The following is an 18,993-nucleotide window of genomic DNA, read 5'->3' as shown; positions in this document are numbered from 1 at the left end:
AGAATTGTTTTTGTGATTTTGATGAAATTTCCCGCGGATGATAGGACGACCACGGATAGGAAATCTGCGGTGGTTTTATAATCTGTGGTGTAGAATCAATTGGGGTTCAAGGGAGATGTTCTCGCGGATGATGAATTTTGGTCAGAGAAGTGAAAGGTCACAGAATTGTTTTTGTGATTTTGATGAAATTTCCCGCGGATGATAGGACTACCACGGATAGGAAATCTGCGGGGGTTTTATCATCTGTGGGGTAGAATCAATTGGGGTTCAAGGGAGATGTTCTCGCGGATGATGAATTTTGGTCAGAGAAGTGAAAGGTCACAGAATTGTTTTTGTGATTTTGATGAAATTTCCCGCGGATGACAGGACTACCACGGATAGGAAATCTGCGGTGGTTTTATCATCTGTGGGGAAAAATCAATTGGTTTTTTCTGCTAATTGGGGATAGGAGAAATTTTAACGCCAATGATAAATTTGTTTTGGAGGTGCATTGATGAAACGAATCGTTAATAGCATCATCTTATGTTTGTTATTTCAACAGAATCTTTTTAGCGGTGGGAATCAAGAATTTCGTGCGACGTGGGTGATCACATGGGAGCACATCAGCGCTGGGAAGCCAGCCGAGCAGAACAAAGCGCTTGTCCGGAAGATTCTTGACAATCATCAAAAGGCGAATATGAATGCGGTGCTGTGGCAATGTCGGCAGAGTGGGACCGCCTACTACAATTCATCCTACGAACCATGGGGCTATTACGCTGGTTACAGTAACCCTGGTTATGATCCTTTGGCCTACGCCGTGGAAGAAGGGCACAAGCGGGGGATGGAGGTGCATGCCTGGTTCAATGTATTTCAAGCATCATCCACTCAGCCTGGAGCGCCGGCTGCGGTCCATCCAGAATGGATCTGCCGGGATCGTGACGGCAATCCGATGACATCTTCTATCTGTCTGTCGCCAGGCCTCGCTGCTGTGCGCGAATACACCATCAAGGTGGCCATGGAGATCGTGAGAAACTATGACATCGATGGTCTGCATCTCGATTATGTTCGCTGGAACGAATATTCCAGCCCGATGGCATTTTTGAATAAACCTGGGGCAGAAGAGAGCTTGTTGGATGGTATGATTTCGGAGGCACAGCTTGAAATTTTGCATCAAAATTCTGGGTCTCGCTATCTTTATGATATCGAGCATCCGTATAGCGCAGGCGTGCCACAAGGATTTTCCTCATGGGAAGAGTGGTGGCGCTGGTCGGTGACGGAGTTTGTCCGTACGCTGCACGACTCGATCCAAGCGGTCAAGCCCTGGGTTCGGCTTTCAGTCGCCGCATTGGGGCGCTACAATTGGGGCCCATGGCAAGGCTATGGTGATGTGTATCAGGACGCGGCGCTCTGGTTCAACGAGGGCTATATCGATCAACTAACGCCAATGCACTATCATTGGACCACTGGCCAGGGGTTTTACGATATGCTGGTAGGAAATCCCCCGCAATGTTGGGGACCATTTATTCAAAAAGGGATCGCAGAGGGTCGTTTGTATAGCGTGGGACCCGGTTCTTATGTGTTCGCCGATCAAAAAGTATGGTATCGCCATCCCGAGGTAATCGATCGCGTCCGGACTATTCCATGGGTGGATGGTTTCCAATTTTTCAGCTATGGGAGCTGGGATGATTACAATTACTGGGAAGAAGCAGGTCAAACTTTTTTCAGTCGCAAAACCAAAATTCGTCCAACCAAGCTGGTTCACGCCAATCCCCCTGATGCGCCATCGATTGCTATCACCAAACTGGATTCTCTGAATTATCAGATCACGGTGACGCCGAACCCATCGGTGAAATCCAATATGAGATTCGCCATTTATCGGTCTCCTGATAATAACATCGATTTAGATAACGACGAAATCCTTGATATTCACTTTGGGGCCGAGGGTTATTCCTTTGTCGATCGGTTTACTGGCACTCAGGATTATAATGGAAGCTATTACTACGCTGCTACGGCGCTGGATCGCTATTGGAATGAGTCTGCCGCTTCCAATATCGTAAGAAGCGATCCCATTCCTTCCCTGCCGCCGAGGATCGTTGCGACGGATCCAGCCGAAGGCGATACTATCGCTGTCAATCGGCCAATTCTCTTCTACTTTTCGAAGACCATGGACAATGGTACTTTCGCCAACGCGATCTCGATCGTTCCCCCAATTGAATTGGAGCCGCTGGTCTGGAATGCGGCCAATAAATCGTTGAAGCTGGATGTGAAAGGCAATTTTGCATTCGATACCGAATATGTGATTACAATCAGCCCATTAGCCACTGATGTGAATGGTCGGGCGCTCGATGGCAATGGCGATGGCATTCCAGGGGATGCTTTTTCCCTCCGGTTTCGGACAAAGGCTTACGATAACGTCGGTCCTATTGTGGCATCAAGCTACCCAGAGTTGAGCGGCGCAACAATGGATTTTGACGTCGATGACGTGGTAAGCATCGTATTCGACGAGCTGATCAATCCCGCTACAGTTTTGGACACGACATTGGTGATCATGAAGGACGGCGAAAAAATCAAAACACATACCATGGTAACTGCAGTGGGCGACCGATCGGTGATCAACACGAAGGGATATGAGGCGCTTCTGCCAGCTACTGATTATTTCCTGCTGCTCCGAAACACCATTCAGGATACGACTGGTAATCTGATGATTTCGAGCTGGGAGGTTCCCTTTAGAACCGCGCAGGAGCGATACATCGAGATCAAGCTGATTGACAATTTCACCAACACGGGTTACTGGGAACAGCCGAGTTATAGCGGATCGACCTCCGGCATCGTTGTGGCTAATACCTCGTTCGGCTATTCGAAAGATATTTATCTCCCTGGATCGGCTACGGCGCCGGTGCATCGGAGATCCGCGTTTATCAATTACCAATGGATGGAAACCCCGCCATCCGAAGGTTACTTGCTCCGCGAGTACCTGTCCAATGGTGCGCCGCGCGATGTGCGATTCGACAATAGCTATATCCTCCAATGCTATGTGTATGGCGACGGCAGCCGGAACAAATTTCGATTTTCGCTCCGCGAGGTCGAAGGCCAAGGTTATCCCCTTGAAGTTTCTAAATGGGTGACTATTGATTGGTATGGCTGGAAGCTACTGGAATGGGACTTGAGCGATCCAAATAGTGTTGGTTCCTGGCTGGGGAATGAGAAGATGGATGGCAAATCCTATTACGTCGATAGTTTCCAATTGACGCATGACAATACTGGTGCGATATCAGGCCGAATTTATGTTGATAATCTGAGAGTGGTCAAAAAATCTGCAGAACCGGTTCATGTGCAACCTTCTCCTTCGTTTCTGGCCGAGTCGTTTCGATTATTGCAGAATTACCCGAATCCTTTTAATCCAACAACTACGATCCCATTTGAGCTGCCGAATTCAGGACGGGTGAACCTCAAAGTTTACGATTTGTTGGGAAGAACCGTCGCCATTTTAGTTGATGAGCAGCGGGAAGCTGGCTATCACGAAGTCCAATTCGATGGTCGGCAACTGCCAAGTGGCATATATTTCTATCGGCTTGAATTTGAGGGCCAATCTGAACATCGCCAGATGCTGCTGATCAAATAAGATTATTTTTAATCTTCGTCTCTCGCGAGGAAGCCATTGCTTCATTCCCAAAAAGAGCCGTGAGTGTTGCAAAGATCAGGAGATTCTCTCGCCCTAATATTGATCATGGCTTTTCTTTGGGCGGGACTTCGCGAGTTAAATTCCATAGATTCGAAAAAATTGAAAAGCATGTCATTCCGAGCGGAGCGAGGAATCCTTTTATTTGCGGATCGCCATAACTCCGTTTGAAGAAAAAATATCAGAAATAGCAGTGGATGAGAAAAAAGCACTGCTCTGTATCAGCAGCAATCTGACCCAATGGTTGGAAATTTAATCATGTTGCCAGATTCGATTTATTTGGCCGAGCGAAAGATTCAACCCAAAACAAGTGAACGCACATGGTAAGGAAGCTTTGCATCTTCACCTTTCTTTTGCATATATCGATAATTGTTTCTAACAGTTTTGCCAGTGCAATACCGAAGCGGGAGTTCCGCGGCGCTTGGATCGCAACGATCGTTAATTTGGATTGGCCTTCCGCCCCTGGCCTCAGCTCGGATCAGCAACGGGCTGAGCTATGCCGATTATTGGATCAATTGCACGATGTTGGTATCAATGCGATCATCTTACAGGTTCGGCCAGAATGTGATGCCTTCTATCCATCGCCGTTCGATCCCTGGTCGTATTACTTAACAGGCAAACAGGGAAAGGCCCCGAGTCCCTATTATGATCCGCTTGAATTCGCGATTCGAGAGGCGCATCAGCGCGGCATGGAACTGCACGCTTGGTTCAATCCCTATCGCGCTGTACGCGAAATTGGAGCGTATCCCCTTGATCCTGGCCATGTGAGCAACCGTCATCCGGATTGGACCATCCAGATCGGCTCAATTAAGGTTCTGAACCCTGGTTTATCCAGCGTTCGGAACTATGTAACCGCAGTAATTATGGATGTGGTCCGACGCTATGATATTGACGGCGTGCATTTCGATGACTACTTTTATCCATATCCTCCAAACAGCATCACGAATCAAGACGATGCGGCGTTCGCCAATGATCCTCGTGGATTTACGGATCGCGGTGAGTGGCGACGGGACAATGTCAATTTGTTGATTCAAATGGTGCACGATAGCATTCAAGCGGTGAAGCCATTCATCAAATTTGGTGTTAGTCCATTTGGAATTTGGAAGAATGGGGTTCCACCAGGGACGACTGGTTTTGATGCGTATAACGAGATCTATGCCGACGCCGTGGCTTGGTTGAATCATCAATGGGTCGATTACCTGGCGCCACAGCTCTACTGGCCATTCGGCGGAGCTCAGGATTACGGCAAATTATTACCCTGGTGGGCGTCGCAGACTAATGGCCGACATCTTTATCCGGGCCTTGCAATCTATAAAATCAGCGGCTGGAGCACTTCGGAAGTGCCGAACCAAATCCGATTGAATCGACAGACCAGTGGCGTCTCTGGCAATATTTTTTTCCGCACCACGCATGTGATCGCGAATCTGAAAGGGTTCACTGATTCATTGAAAAACGATTTGCATCGCTATCCGGCCGTTCAACCGATCATGGCTTGGAAAGATGTCCTGCCTCCCAATCCGCCAGGCCAACTGGGGTATGCTCCGCTCACTTCATACGGCCCACCGATGCTTCAATGGCAGCAGGGATTTCGTGCTGCTGATGGCGACAGCGGGTATCGATTTGTGATCTACCGCTCGAAAAGACCGGATTTTCTGCCAGACGAGCTTGAGGATGCCCAGAACATCATTGCGATTGTTGGCGACCGCCATTTTGCGCCCCCAATTCCTGGCTTCGAGTCTGATCCATATTATTATTTAGTGACCGCATTGGATCGAAACGCGAATGAGAGTCAACCCAGTCAGACCATTGCCATCTATCCCCCTGGGCCGCCGACGCTGGTTTTTCCGAACGATGGGAGCGATACGGTGCCCCAATCCGTTCGATTGGAATGGCGTTATCAGCCCGATGCATCACATTTTCATTTGCAATTGGCCAAGGATGCGGATTTCACCTATCCTTTGCTGGTGGATCGCGCTAACATACCTGATACGTTTAGCTTTGTTACTGGATTATCGGCGCAAACTTGTTATTATTGGCGGGTACGAGCAGCCAATGCTGGAGGTTGTGGGGATTTTTCTCGGGCTTATCGGTTTATCACAGGCTTTCCAAAACCGCCAGTATTGGTTTACCCAGCAAATCAGGCGGTCGATGTCCCAATCGAACCGGTTTTCATTTGGCAGTCGGTGGCAAACGCCGAGAGCTACCAATTGCAGACCGCGAAAAATAGTACCTTCCTGCCCGGTGCCATCGTCGTCGATAGCAGTGGCATTATCGACACCACCTTTGCTGGAGCAAAATTAAGTGCCAATCGGTTTTATTATTGGCGGGTGCGGGCGACCAATTGGATTGGCAGTGGTGAATGGTCGGAAGTCTATAAATTTAAGACAGTGCTTTTAAGCAACGTGCTGGCCTCAGAACCAACTCCATCGTTTCGGCTTTACCCCAACCATCCGAACCCTTTCAATGCCAAAACCACCATTGAATTCGATTTGGCACAATCGATGCCAGTGAAGGTAAAAGTTTTTGATTCGCTGGGTCGTGAAATATTCATCATAGTGGATGATATTCGACCTGCTGGAAAGCATCAATTGATTTTTGACGGATCAGCGTTGCCATCAGGAATTTACCTTTACTCTATCAAAGTTGGATCATTGGTTGCCTTTGGCAAAATGCTTTTGTTGAAATGAATTGCCATTGAAAGGTTCGCTTTGATTCAATAAGTGCCGTTTTGAGATGATCTGAGCTTTTCAAATATGACGCTGTTTTGTTCAGTCCAACAAGAACGAGGAATTGAGAATCTGCGAAGATCCTCTCTTTCATTTGCAAGTCCAGGTAGGGATTTGGTTCATTCCAATGATTCTTCAGAAATGAAATTGGTTAAATCGGAGGTATGACAGAACTGGATGAACCTTTGGTGGTGGAAGACGATTTTAGTTGCTTCAGCACTGAAAACAATTTTACAGAGGGAAAATTTTTTTCTTGACTTTAATATGAAATTTTTTAATTTTAAAAAGGTCATTATCCCATGAATGCGGCAAAATCACTATTCCGCCTGGAAGCAATTTAAAAATCCGATTATTTTATAAAGCCATGATGGGATCAACCCGAATTTATTCCGCTAAACTTCTATTCATTTCTTTTCAAAACTGCTGCACCAAATGCTTGCCTAAAAATTTTTCAAGGAGGAGCTAATGGTCAAAAAACTGATGTTGGTACTATGGCTGTCTTTAATTCCAATTGCAGCTTTATTTGGTGGAGTGACCGGCAAAATTGCTGGCACTGTCGTCGATGCTGAGAATCGGCAACCGCTGCCTGGCGTCAATGTGGTTATTGAAGGGACAACTATGGGTGCCGCAACGGACATTAATGGCTATTACGTGATCCTTAATGTCCCAGTCGGTACCTATCGCTTGAAAGCCACGATGATGGGTTATAGCAGCGTCGTCGTCCAAAACGTTCGAGTCTCCATTGATATTACGACCAAAGTGGATTTTGCATTGACGACAGAAGTGCTGAAGGTTGGTGAGGGGGTAACCATCGTAGCTGAACGGCCTATGATTCAGAAGGATGAAATTTCTACGCGGCATTTTGTTTCAGCCGAGGAATTCGATATCAAACCGATCGATAATTTCCAGGGGATGGCGAATATTCAAGCGGGCGTTGTGAACAACCACTTCCGCGGCGGTCGCACAGGTGAGGTTTTGGTATTGATCGATGGTATTCCAGTGAAAGATCCTGCTGGTGAATATTCTGGCAATCTTGGCGGTTTTACCAGCGATGTGCCTGAGTATGGCATCCAGGAAATGGAAGTGTCACTCGGCGGATTCAGTGCTGAGTATGGGAATGTCCAGTCTGGCATCTTGAATCTGGCGCTAAAGGAAGGGACCTCGAAATATTCAGGGAAAGTTCGCGCGACCACGACCGATTTCGGCAGCTTGAATATCAATCGGTATGTCTCAACCAGCTCACGATCGTTCTTCGGCGATTCGATTGGGGCTCAATTGCCATGGCAGAACAGGTATCGGCCGATACGAAAAATCTACGAGTTCAATTTGAATGGCCCAGAGCCTCTCACATCTTTCGCCCTTCCTACCATAGGGCTGAAGATCCCAGGAGAGATGCTGCTATCGCTATCTGCCGAAATCACCGACAAAGATCAAGGGTTCTATTTGAATGAAAAATCCTTTGATCAGACTTATCAGGGCAAATTGACCTATCGGATGACGTCTAATTATAAATTGGCTGTTGGGGCTGTTTTCAATAATAGTGATTGGGATCAATATTATTTTCCCGCGGCAAAATATGGCCCTGCCCCAGATTACCCAGTCAACGAATACTTCGATGTGGAAACGATGAAAGGCGATACCATTAATCATTACGTTTACGTCAAGGATCCTTCCCGATTTCGATCCCAACAGGGCGAAATTGTAGTTTCACCGGGCAAAACGCCCAGTGGTGTTGCCTACAATGTACTTCGAAATTATTATGTCGCTGGCATGCAGGAATATTTATGGAATTATCAGAAAAAGAGCAATATCGGCTACGCTATCTGGACCCATACGCTCAGCCCCAATACATTCTATGAGATCCGATTCAATAATTTCTACACCAACTATCATTATGCCACCAGAGATGTGGATGATCGGGATGGGGATGGTGACACCAAGGAAGACCTAGTCTGGGATATCAACAAGCCAGGTCCACATCCCATCTATCGGGAGCGAGAAAACAATTACTGGTGGATCCGCGGCGATGATCCAGGCTACCGCGATCAGCAATCATGGACCTATAGCCTCAAGGCGGATCTGGTGAGCCAAGTGAATGCCAATCACCTCTTGAAGGGAGGATTTGAGCTGTATCTGCATCGGACCAAAACTGAGAACATCAGTTGGACCTTGAACCTTGCGGCCGTCCGAAAGGACATCTGGGATGAAGATACCTATGATTTTGCCACATATATTCAAGATAAGCTCGAGTTCCAGGGCATTATTGCACTGGTCGGGTTGCGGTTTGATGTGTTCAATCCCAATGGTTGGAAGGACCCAATCTATTTTCCAGCAGATTATAACTATCCCTATACCGAAGTAGATGAAAACGGTATCCCGCTTTTTCTGAATCCTAAAAAAGCCACAGCCAAATACCAATTCAGTCCGCGCTTGGGAATCTCCCATCCCATCACCGCGCGGGATGTGTTGCATTTCACTTATGGACATTATTTCCAGCGTCCTGATGGCTATTTCCTCTATCGAAACCATCGCATTCAATCGCTCACCAAAGTGGGCAATTATATCGGCAACCCGGACTTGAAACCGGAGAAAACAGTGGCTTATGAATTAGGAGTTGAACATCAATTCTCCGATGACATTAAAGGGACCATCACTGGTTATTATAAAGACGTGACCAATTTGATGGACTGGAGAAAATACGTCGGGCGCAGCATTCAGAATATCGAGCTCAATATTTTCACCAATGCGGATTACGGCAACATCAAAGGCCTGGAATTTACGTTCACTAAGCGGACTGGTCGGTTCTGGGGTGCGACCGCCAACTATACCTATTCGATCGCGAAGGGCCGAAGCTCTAATTATCTCGGTGGCACTGGTTCGTTCACCGATGCGCGACGGATGAACATTTTGGATTTCGACCAAACCCATACAGTGAACGCTACATTGACGTTGCGGACGCCAGGGGATTTTGGCCTGCAATGGGCCGGAATGCGACCGCTTGCCAATTGGATCGCCAATTTGCAATTCCGGTATGGCAGTGGCTTACCCTATTCTTCTTACGGTTCGGGCAAAGTCAATGATAAACGCCTGCCATACACCACGACCACCGATTTAAAGCTGATTCGACAGGTCAAACTATCCAATTTCAATCTCGATTTCTTTGTGGATGTGTTTAATTTGTTCGATCGGCGCAATGTGGATTGGATTGGGAGTTCGCTTTATTACGAAATCACCAATGATCCTTCGATCATTACCATCGACAATGTCACAGGCGCGTACATCCGTAATCCCCAGGCCTATAGCGATCGTCGTCAATTCCGTTGCGGTCTGGCGGTACAATTTTAAATTGAGTGATACCAAGGAGGCAAATCAATGATATTAAAATATCGTTTTCATGCCCTGATTATTTTGTGGCTGGTCTTGGCCGTTCTTACAACTCCGATGTGGGGTGCTGATAGCCAGAAACAGCGGTTCTCCATCGCAAAAAGCGACAAATCGGCTGTCGGCCCAATCGTTCCAGATAACTGGAAATATCACAAGATCGGTACGTTGTGGAATCGAGTGACGAATTTTGGGTACGCTGGCGACGATGCTTATGTGAACCGAACGCCCTCATGCGATTATCCTGGCGGCTCGGGCAATTCATATTTGTATCGCGGTAGCATCTGGTTAACCGCTGAAGTGGATGGCGTGATCCGTTCGTCGCAGGCGGATGATCACGAGTTCGCACCGCTTGATTCAGTTCATGTCATTACTGGCCCTGGTGCCCGATCAGAGGAAGATACCTATACGCGGTACTATGATGTCCAAGCGCCGTTAGCTTCCGAGCATACCCCACTGGGTGTAGAGGTGATCGAACGGACTTATGCCTGGAGCGAAAGCTTTCGAGATGATTTTATTATCTATGAATACACGATCAAGAACGTCGGTATCGATTCTGATGGAGATGGGTATCCTGATACGCCTCGTGATCTGAAAAACTTCTATTTTACCTATCGGATGGATGCCGATGTGACAAAATTGCCTAATTGGGATGCGGAGTATCGGTTTTCTAATCAAGATGACTTAGGCGCTTGCAATGCCAATTGGGATTGGTTCACCTATTTCCCTGATTGGTCGAAGGTGGATCATGGCCTGACTTCTGCAGATGCAGATAGCCAGATGATGTTCATGTGGGATGCCGATAATCCAAGCTATCCAGCAGATAATGGACAACCAGATGATACTGGCAATCCTGGGCCTGATGGGACCTTGCAGTCACCTGGCTTCATCGGATTTCGCGTGCTGAAGACCTATCCCGCATCATTCAAGGTCAGCTCGTTTCATCAAAATCATATCTACAATGATCCCGCTACCGATAAAGAGTCCTACGATCGCATGATGGCCCCAAAGGTATTTGAGGGACCGATTGTATCTGGCGGCAAGCCATTTCCTTATGATTACCGTGCGATTCTCACCTTAGGACCGCTGGAGACGTTTGCAGCGGGCGATTCTATTGTTGTTACAGCGGCACTTGCTGTCGGAAGCGATCCTGTCCGTGGCGGCATTTATAGCCTGGTCGAGCTGGTGAAAAATATGAGAGTCGCCCAATTGATCGTTGATGCCAATTATGAAATCGCTTCATTGTCCCCACCCCCTCCAGATCTGAAACTTGAACTGTACGTCGAAAATGGTGTCACCAAAGGTGTGAAGGTCATTTGGGATAATTCTCCGCTTGCCAATGAGAACTTCCAGGGGTTTAAGGTCTGGAAGAGTGTTGGGAAAACCGCCATTGGAAATTTTGATTTCAAACCATTGGGTCTGGGAACCTATATCGACACCACCGGCAGCGCCAGTTGGCCTCCACCTCCTGGGGATGAACCCGGCAAGTTTCAAATCATCGACCGAGATATTGTCTTAGGATTTGATTATTATTATGCCGTTCAATCGTTCAGTAAACCGCTGCCTGAACCATTCGGAGTGCTCGAAACCAATATTTTGGCCAATGTGAAGTACATCTGTCCTGCAAATCCAGTCGCTTCTGCGCTCGATCGCGTCAAGGTCGTGCCCAATCCGTACGTCGGTAGCGCGATCTGGAACAACCGGATTCCGAGCGATTCTGATCCATGGCAACATCGCTTACAATTTATTAATCTGCCACCAGATGCGACGGTGAAGATTTTCACCCTAGATGGCGATTTGGTGGATGAAATTACCTCTGGTGAAATTGTTCGCAAGACCGAAGATTTCTTGGGCAGCAGCAACCCCAGCGTAGCAGAATGGGATTTAATCACCCGAAATAACCAAGAGGCAGCCCCAGGAATCTACATGTTTGTGGTCGATTCACCTTCGTTAGGCACCAAGGTGGGCAAATTTGTGATTGTTCGATGATGTTGCCGGCCAACTCCATCAGTTTGCCAAATGAAATGAGTTCGATAATAACAAAACTTGAATATCGAGTAAGAGGAATAGATCTATGAATAAAAATAAGATTATTATCATGGTGTTGTTGGTCAGTTTGCAAGGGGCATCGATTCATGCCCAGGATTTCGCCCCTGTTGGAACTGCCGTCGCTCAATTTCTGGAAATTGGTGTTGGCGGCCGTGGTACTGCCATGGGCGAAGCTTTTACTGCGCTTACTAATGATGCTGGCTCTGTTTTCTGGAACCCAGCCGGATTGGTCGAAATCCATAAAAGAAATCTGTATACTGCGTATACGGTCTGGCCAGCCGATATTTCGATCGGTTCCTTCTCCTTCGCCATGGATTTCGGCAATCTCGGAACGTTTGCCATCAGCAGCGCCTATCTGATGACCGGTGATATGGAGATCACCACAGTCTTTCAGCCTGAAGGAACTGGGGAGAATTTCAGCATCAGCAATTTTTCGCTCGGACTCTCTTATGCCAGGTTGTTGACGGATCGGCTCTCGGTGGGAGTGACGACCAAAATTGTGCGCGAGAAATACCTCGATTATGGTTATACCGCTTGGGCCCTCGATATGGGTACGCTGTATCGGACTGGCTTCCATGGACTGAATTTGGGGATGTCGATTCTGCATTTTGGACCGGAAATCAAATTCAGCGGGAGCTATATCGATTATAGCGATCCGAAATCCGTGGATGTGAACAAGCCAAAAACATTTGAAACCTATTCGTTGCCCATCAACTTTCGCATCGGGATCAGTGTGAATTTGCTGGATACGCCCCATAATACGATCACCACAGCAGCCGATATGATTCATCCCAATAACAACCTCGAACAATACAACTGGGGCGTGGAGTATTGCTTCAATAAAATGTTTTTCCTCCGCGGCGGTTACCGATTCAATATTGATGAGGGCGGTTTTACTTTTGGCACTGGGCTCGACCTCAAAGCATTCGGGGACCGCGGCGCCGTGATCGATTATTCGTTTGCTGATCTGGGCGTGTTGAAAAGCGTCCATCGGTTTTCGCTTGCGTTGACTTTTTAATCAATTTGATGAGTATTGGACCAGATTTACTCCATCTCCGAGGTGGAGCACATCTGGTCTTTTGCAATTCATTTAACCATTAACCAAATGTAAGGAGGTTTCGATGAGAGGTAAAATCGGTACAATTTTATTGCTAGTGGCGCTGGCGCTGATGTTCAGCGTTGCCGACAATTTTGCCCAACCGCAATTTGTGCGGAAAGCTGAGATTCCGATCCCCGAAGCGAATCTCAATAATGGCGGCACCGGGAATATGATCGCTGGCACCGATATCGACAAGGACGGTCGCGTGGAGATCTTCCTGGTGAATGACAACTGGAACGACGGGCCAACCGAATTGATCCCTCGCATCTATAAGCTAGAAAAAGATGGGGAGAATTGGGTAGTGGTCTGGAAGGCGACCGCCAATATTCCCAAGCAAAACACTTGGCCGTGCTTCACCATGGGTGACCTGGACAAAGACGGCAAACCAGAGCTTTACTGGGGACCAGTGAATTTCTTGGAAGCAGGCAATGAGAATCCCCCAAGAATATTGGTGTTTGAATCCAAAGGTGACGGCAGCGATGAGATGGGTGTGCCAGATGGTACTGGGAACTATCTCCCCAACGCCAAATGGACCATCGCGACCGAAAACAACCAAAACATTCGTCCAATGCGATGGGTGATCGCCGATCCGGATAATGATGGAACGGAAGAACTAATTTTTGCCGATCGCACTGGAAAGTCGGGCGCTGGATATTTCTGCGGGGTGGTTTCAGTGAGCAACATCCCAGACAACGGTGATGGCTCTGAGACCTGGACCCTGGAGGTGAGCGGTTTGGATTTCAACTTGAAGTCAGGGACAGCCCAGAACAAGTGGGACGTGGCTGTGATCGGACCGCATATTTATAGCTTCTGCGAGAACGAAATCACCAAGTTTACTTGGGACGGAAGCGCCTGGCAATATGACGCGTTGCCTCCCATGGCTGGGGGCTCTCCGAATCAATCGTGCCAGGTGGTTGATTTGAACAAGGACGGAGTCAAAGAGATTATTCTGGCCGTTTATGATTGGGGCAACGATGCGTACAAGGGCATTTACTTGTTGCAAGAAGATGCGGATTCGCTCAAGCGGACCGAGTTGGTGAATATGGCAAAATATTGGCCCAGCGGCTCTCGTGGTCCCTGGGGAAGTGCCGCCGGTGACATCGATGGGGATGGCCATCTCGATTTCGTTTTCGGCTCCCGCGCCTCGACCCCTAACGCGGCTATCTTCCGACTTGCCTATCGCGGTGGCGACATCACCGATCCCGCTAACTATGAATTCGCCATGATCGATTCGATGTACGCGGATGGTGGAATTTGGACCGTATTGAACATCGCCAATGTCGATGATGATCCAGAGATGGAAGTGCTCTACACATCCAGCACGGATGCAGGCACGTTCCCGAACATGGGAACCCAGCCGATCGTGGTCTTGGATTATGTCGGCCCCAAGCCCATGAAGTTCGATAATTTGATCGTGGCGCCGGAGGTGTTATTCAATGGGCAGCCGCCCACGGGATTGCTGTTTAAGCCCGGTCGAATCCTCGATAACGGCCAAACGATCTGGTTCTGCGGCGTGAACGCCACGGCACGAGAGACCTACGTATTCCGATCTATCGATGGTGGAAAGACATTCACCCATAATACGACGCCTATCAAAGGTCGCGCAGCACAAGTGGATGCCTTTGATGCCAATACCGCCTTGGTTGCCGATGCCGAGGGCAAAATCTACAAGACAGTGGACGGAGGCGCCACCTGGGTGGAAAAGCACTCCTACATGATCAGTGTCATCGCCCCGGGATGGTTTGATGGCATTCGGGTGCTCGATGAAAATACGGCAGTCGCGTTCGGTGATTTTGAACCGAATGGCAATATGTATTTTGTCCGATCCACGGATAAGGGTGAGACCTGGACCCAAATTCCTGGCATAAATTTCCTGGGAGCAGCCTATGCTTATTATACTTGGGGCACGGCAGCGTGCACCGTGGGACCAAAGGTCTGGCTTGCTGCAACCAATATGGAATATAATGCCTCATTTGTGTTCCGCTCATTTGATCTCGGCGTGACGTGGGAAAGCTTTACGATTCCAGTCGAGGTTATCCCCAATTATCCGCGGTCGATCGCGTTTAGCGATGAGAACAATGGCATGATCGCTGCCCGCGGCGGATATGTTATCATGTCTACAGACGGAGGCGCTACCTGGTCGCCAACCGATAATCCTGTGGCCTCGACCGATAGCTATGTCAACAGCGTCGTGGCAATACCAAATAGCAACATCATCCTCGCAATGGATGATCTTGGCGTTTTCTATACCACTGATTTGGGAGCCACCTGGGGACAGATCAATACTCCTGCCGAGTTAGATCCTGATGATTTCGTCGGCGGAGTGTTCCTAAATAAAGATTTTGGCTATGTGTTCACCTATGGTGGGAAAGTGCTCCGCTTCGAAAACCAGATCACCCGCGTCAGCGAGCCTCGGGCTCATTATCAGCCCAAGGATTTCTCACTGGAACAAAATTACCCCAACCCATTCAATCCTTCCACTACCATTACGTTTAGTATTGCGCGCGCTGAGAGAGTAACGCTCAACATCTACAACCTGATGGGCGAGCACATTAAGACCTTGGTAGATGGAAGCATGATGCCTGGGAGCTATTCGGTCCAGTGGGATGGCACGGACATGGCTGGCAATAAGGTCAGCAGCGGAACGTATTTGTATACGCTGTGGATCGGGAATCAGCAATTGACCAGAAAGATGCTATTCTTGAAATAGTTTACTCTTATCGCTTTGCCTGGTCGCACGGGAAAATTGGTCGGAGCATGAGCAGGTTTTTCGCCGTTTCTAATAAATGTCTATTGTTTTTACCTGCGATGAAGCTGCTTGATCCGATCTATTGATAATTGCTCTTTGCGATCAAAAAATGTGAACGACCGAGGAGGTGCACTGCACGACACGTGCATATCCTCGGTCATATTTTTTATGGCGCAGATTTATCATCTTTCGATCGAAAATTCATCTGCTTGTGGCAAGATAATTCACTGATCGCTGGCAATTTGATGGTCGAGTTGAGCCCCGAGGAAGTAGCGATACCAAGATGTGATGGGTCTTGCCAGGTGGCAATTGTCAGACGATAAAGATTGTCATCTTCCTAAGAAGTTCAATTTAAAACCTGAAGGAAAGAATCTCCTACAAGTTCATTTCATTCGGTAGTACTGGTCGACCATTTCTGAAAAGCAAGAAAGGTTGCCCAAAATTTCAAGTGTTGGGTTCATCAGTGATGCGGCAGGAGAAAATCACAAAATTGGAGGTGAAAGCCATGCGCAAGCTTGTCAATTTCGTGATCTGGTTGCCGATTTCCCTCTCCCTGATCGTCGCGCTGGCACATAGTGGGACGACCGGGAAGATCGCTGGCGTAGTTAAAGACAGCCAAACTGGGGTCGCCCTTGCTGGCGCTAGTGTCATGATTGAGGGAACTACCATGGGGGCAGCAGCAGATCAAAGCGGCTATTATTTCATCATCAATATCCCGCCCGGCAAATATCGGCTCAAAGCGATGATGATGGGATACAAATCAGTGGTCAAAACCGATGTGCAGGTGACCATTGACCTAACGACCAAAATCGACTTTGCGCTTGAGCCGACAGTTCTGGTCGGAGAGGTCGTCGAAGTCACCGCAGAACGACCGTTGATCGAAAAAGATGTGACATCTTCTTCCAGTGTGACAACCAGCGAACAAATCGATAAAATGCCAGTCTCTACATTCAAAGAAGTACTGGTGATCACTCCGGGTTTCGTTGAAAGTGGACCTGGGGATAGCCGAACCATCAATGTCCGCGGTGGCCGAACCAACGAACTCTCGTATATGATCGATGGTTTCTATGTGGAAGATCCGTTGTTCGGCGGTATGGGCAGTGATGTCGCCAACGTCGGCATTTCCGAAATGGCGGTGCTGACTGGCACATTCAATGCCGAATACGGCGAAGCGATGTCTGGCGTGTTGAATATCGTAACGAAAGAGGGGGGAAGCAACTACAGCGGACGGATTCGATTCTTTACCGACAAATTTGTCAATCCCCATACCTACAAATATCTCTACAAGTATCTCGACGAGAATGGCCGCTGGACCGATAAAGATGGGAATTTGGTCACTGGCGAATATAATCCCCAGACCATCCCTGGACAAAACCTCTACGATCCCAAATTTTGGGAGAAAAGAACCAAAAGGGAAACAGATTTCAATCAATTTCAAACCGAGGTGAACCTAGGCGGTCCCATTCCATTTTTGGGTAGCAAGAACACTTTTTTTATCGCCAGCGATGCCTACGATTCAGATACCTACTTGGGCTGGACTGGTCAGCCTTATGTAAAAGAGCGTCGGGGTAATGCGAAATTGGTATTGCGACCAATTAATCCGATTAAACTGATCATCGGAGCGGTTGGTGGAAAGAAGCGTTTTCGAGAATATAGCCATACCAATAAATATGTGCCGCAGAATACTGGCACTAATTATGATGAGAACTTGTTACTGAATGGCACGCTCACGCATCAGATCAGCCCCAGCACATTCTACACCATTCGATCTTCAGTGTTTTTCACCAATCGTGCCTACTACAAGTACAAAGCTGAGGATTTTTTTAGCGGCAAAGATGAAAAAGGAAATTGGCAGATTTTGGATCCAGATTCCTTGTTGCCAGATGGTTCGCCTAATCCCACGTTTCATCAGTACACGGGATTGGCCAATATTTCGCCATCAGATCAGGAATATGAATTCGACACGGTATTCTGGGATGCTGAGGATTCGACTTGGACATCAGGCGGAGGCGCTACCTGGGAGGATCGAAGAAATACCATCACCTCTGCCAAGTTCGATCTCACCAGTCAGGTCACCAAAGTCCATCAAGTCAAATTCGGTTTTGAGTTGAAGGAGACGCATCTGCGATATCATTATGTTTATGGCCCATACTTGGCAATACCCGATGTTCAGAAGTACGATCATCGCCCCATCGAAGGTTCGGCTTACCTCCAGGACAAAATGGAATTTGAAAATCTTGGGATTGTGGTCAATGCCGGGCTTCGGCTGGACTATATGAATACTCGAGCCAAGTATATTTTCGATCCGCACAAACCGACGGCTGAAACGGTCATTGATCCGCTCACTGGCAAGGAACGGAAGAACCTGACCGATGCAGAGAAAAAATTGTACCTGAGCCCACGGCTGGGATTTGCGCATCCCATCATGGACAAGGCGGTACTCCATTTCGCTTATGGCCATTTCTACCAGATCCCTCAATACTCCTATTTGTTCCTGACTGAAAACATGGACGATCCGCTTTATCCCTTCCCCAATATGTCGATCAATGGCATTTATACCCAATTGGGCAATGCCAATCTTAAGCCAGAGAAGACCATCGCCTATGAAATCGGTGTTGAAACGAAATTGACCGAAAATATCGCCCTGGATGTGACTTTGTACTATAAAAATATCTACGACTATACCACATTTCGGCGCTACCAGGCGGTTCCCGTCCAATATCATCGGTTCATCAATCAAGATTACGCCAATAGCAAAGGCGTCGAGGTCACGTTGAAAAAGCGTTTCTCTGGATACTTCGGTGGTCAGATTAATTATACGCTTTCTAAGGCTGAGGGCAACGCGGCAGATGTGACCAGCAGTTTTAATGACTGGTACAATTTTTCGGTGAACAAGACTTATCCGCCCAAAAAGACCATCAATATGCCCTGGGATCAGACCCATACAGTCAATTTTGTGCTCGATATTGGCAAAACTGGGAATTGGGGCATGAATATCGTTGGCAGTTATGGCAGTGGTTTACCCTATACACCCCTCAGCAGCCGCGGTTTAAGGATCGATGAGCCCTATAGCGCTCGCCAGCCATGGACCATGACAGTCGATTTGCGCGCTACGAAAGATTTTAAGTGGCATGGGATCGATTTCACGCTATACGGTGACTTCGAAAATATTTTGAATAAGAAAAATGTTTACCTCGTCTATGGCTCTACGGGCAAGCCTGATGTCAATGCCAACTGGGATTATTCAGTGGATTGGATCACTCGACCCTATTATTGGGGGCCGCCACGGACCTTCAAAATTGGCGCAAGCATTGGGTTTTAATCGAATGAT

General features: G+C 47.8%; 7 protein-coding genes. All 7 read left to right on the top strand.

Annotation, left to right across the window (positions count from 1 at the left end):
• Positions 1 to 493: 493 nt before the first annotated feature.
• Positions 494 to 3,601: a family 10 glycosylhydrolase gene (locus tag ONB37_17700; GenBank protein MDZ7401997.1), complete on the top strand. Its 3,108-nt coding sequence runs from the start codon at positions 494 to 496 to the stop codon at positions 3,599 to 3,601.
• A 377-nt stretch (positions 3,602 to 3,978) separates the two neighbouring features.
• Positions 3,979 to 6,345, top strand: coding sequence for a family 10 glycosylhydrolase (locus ONB37_17695; GenBank protein ID MDZ7401996.1), 2,367 nt, complete (start codon positions 3,979 to 3,981; stop codon positions 6,343 to 6,345).
• Positions 6,346 to 6,849: 504 nt separating this feature from the next.
• Positions 6,850 to 9,729, top strand: a complete 2,880-nt coding sequence (locus ONB37_17690) for a TonB-dependent receptor (GenBank protein ID MDZ7401995.1) — start codon at positions 6,850 to 6,852, stop codon at positions 9,727 to 9,729.
• 27 nt (positions 9,730 to 9,756) lie between these two features.
• The gene (locus tag ONB37_17685; protein MDZ7401994.1) at positions 9,757 to 11,754 is read left to right on the top strand and encodes a hypothetical protein; all 1,998 of its coding nucleotides are present in this window, start codon (positions 9,757 to 9,759) and stop codon (positions 11,752 to 11,754) included.
• An 85-nt stretch (positions 11,755 to 11,839) separates the two neighbouring features.
• Positions 11,840 to 12,832, top strand: coding sequence for a PorV/PorQ family protein (locus ONB37_17680; protein MDZ7401993.1), 993 nt, complete (start codon positions 11,840 to 11,842; stop codon positions 12,830 to 12,832).
• A 103-nt stretch (positions 12,833 to 12,935) separates the two neighbouring features.
• Positions 12,936 to 15,623 (top strand): FG-GAP-like repeat-containing protein, encoded by a 2,688-nt coding sequence (locus tag ONB37_17675; protein ID MDZ7401992.1) that lies wholly within the window; start codon positions 12,936 to 12,938, stop codon positions 15,621 to 15,623.
• 544 nt (positions 15,624 to 16,167) lie between these two features.
• A complete protein-coding gene (locus tag ONB37_17670) occupies positions 16,168 to 18,984 on the top strand; it encodes a TonB-dependent receptor (protein ID MDZ7401991.1) in 2,817 nt (938 codons plus the stop codon).
• Positions 18,985 to 18,993 lie beyond the last annotated feature (9 nt).

It is taken from the genome of candidate division KSB1 bacterium, assembly GCA_034506395.1.
In the GTDB taxonomy this organism is placed as follows: Bacteria; Zhuqueibacterota; Zhuqueibacteria; order Thermofontimicrobiales; family Thermofontimicrobiaceae; genus Thermofontimicrobium.
The sequence above is the reverse complement of the archived record's forward strand: the minus strand, read 5'-3'. Positions and strand labels throughout refer to the sequence as shown.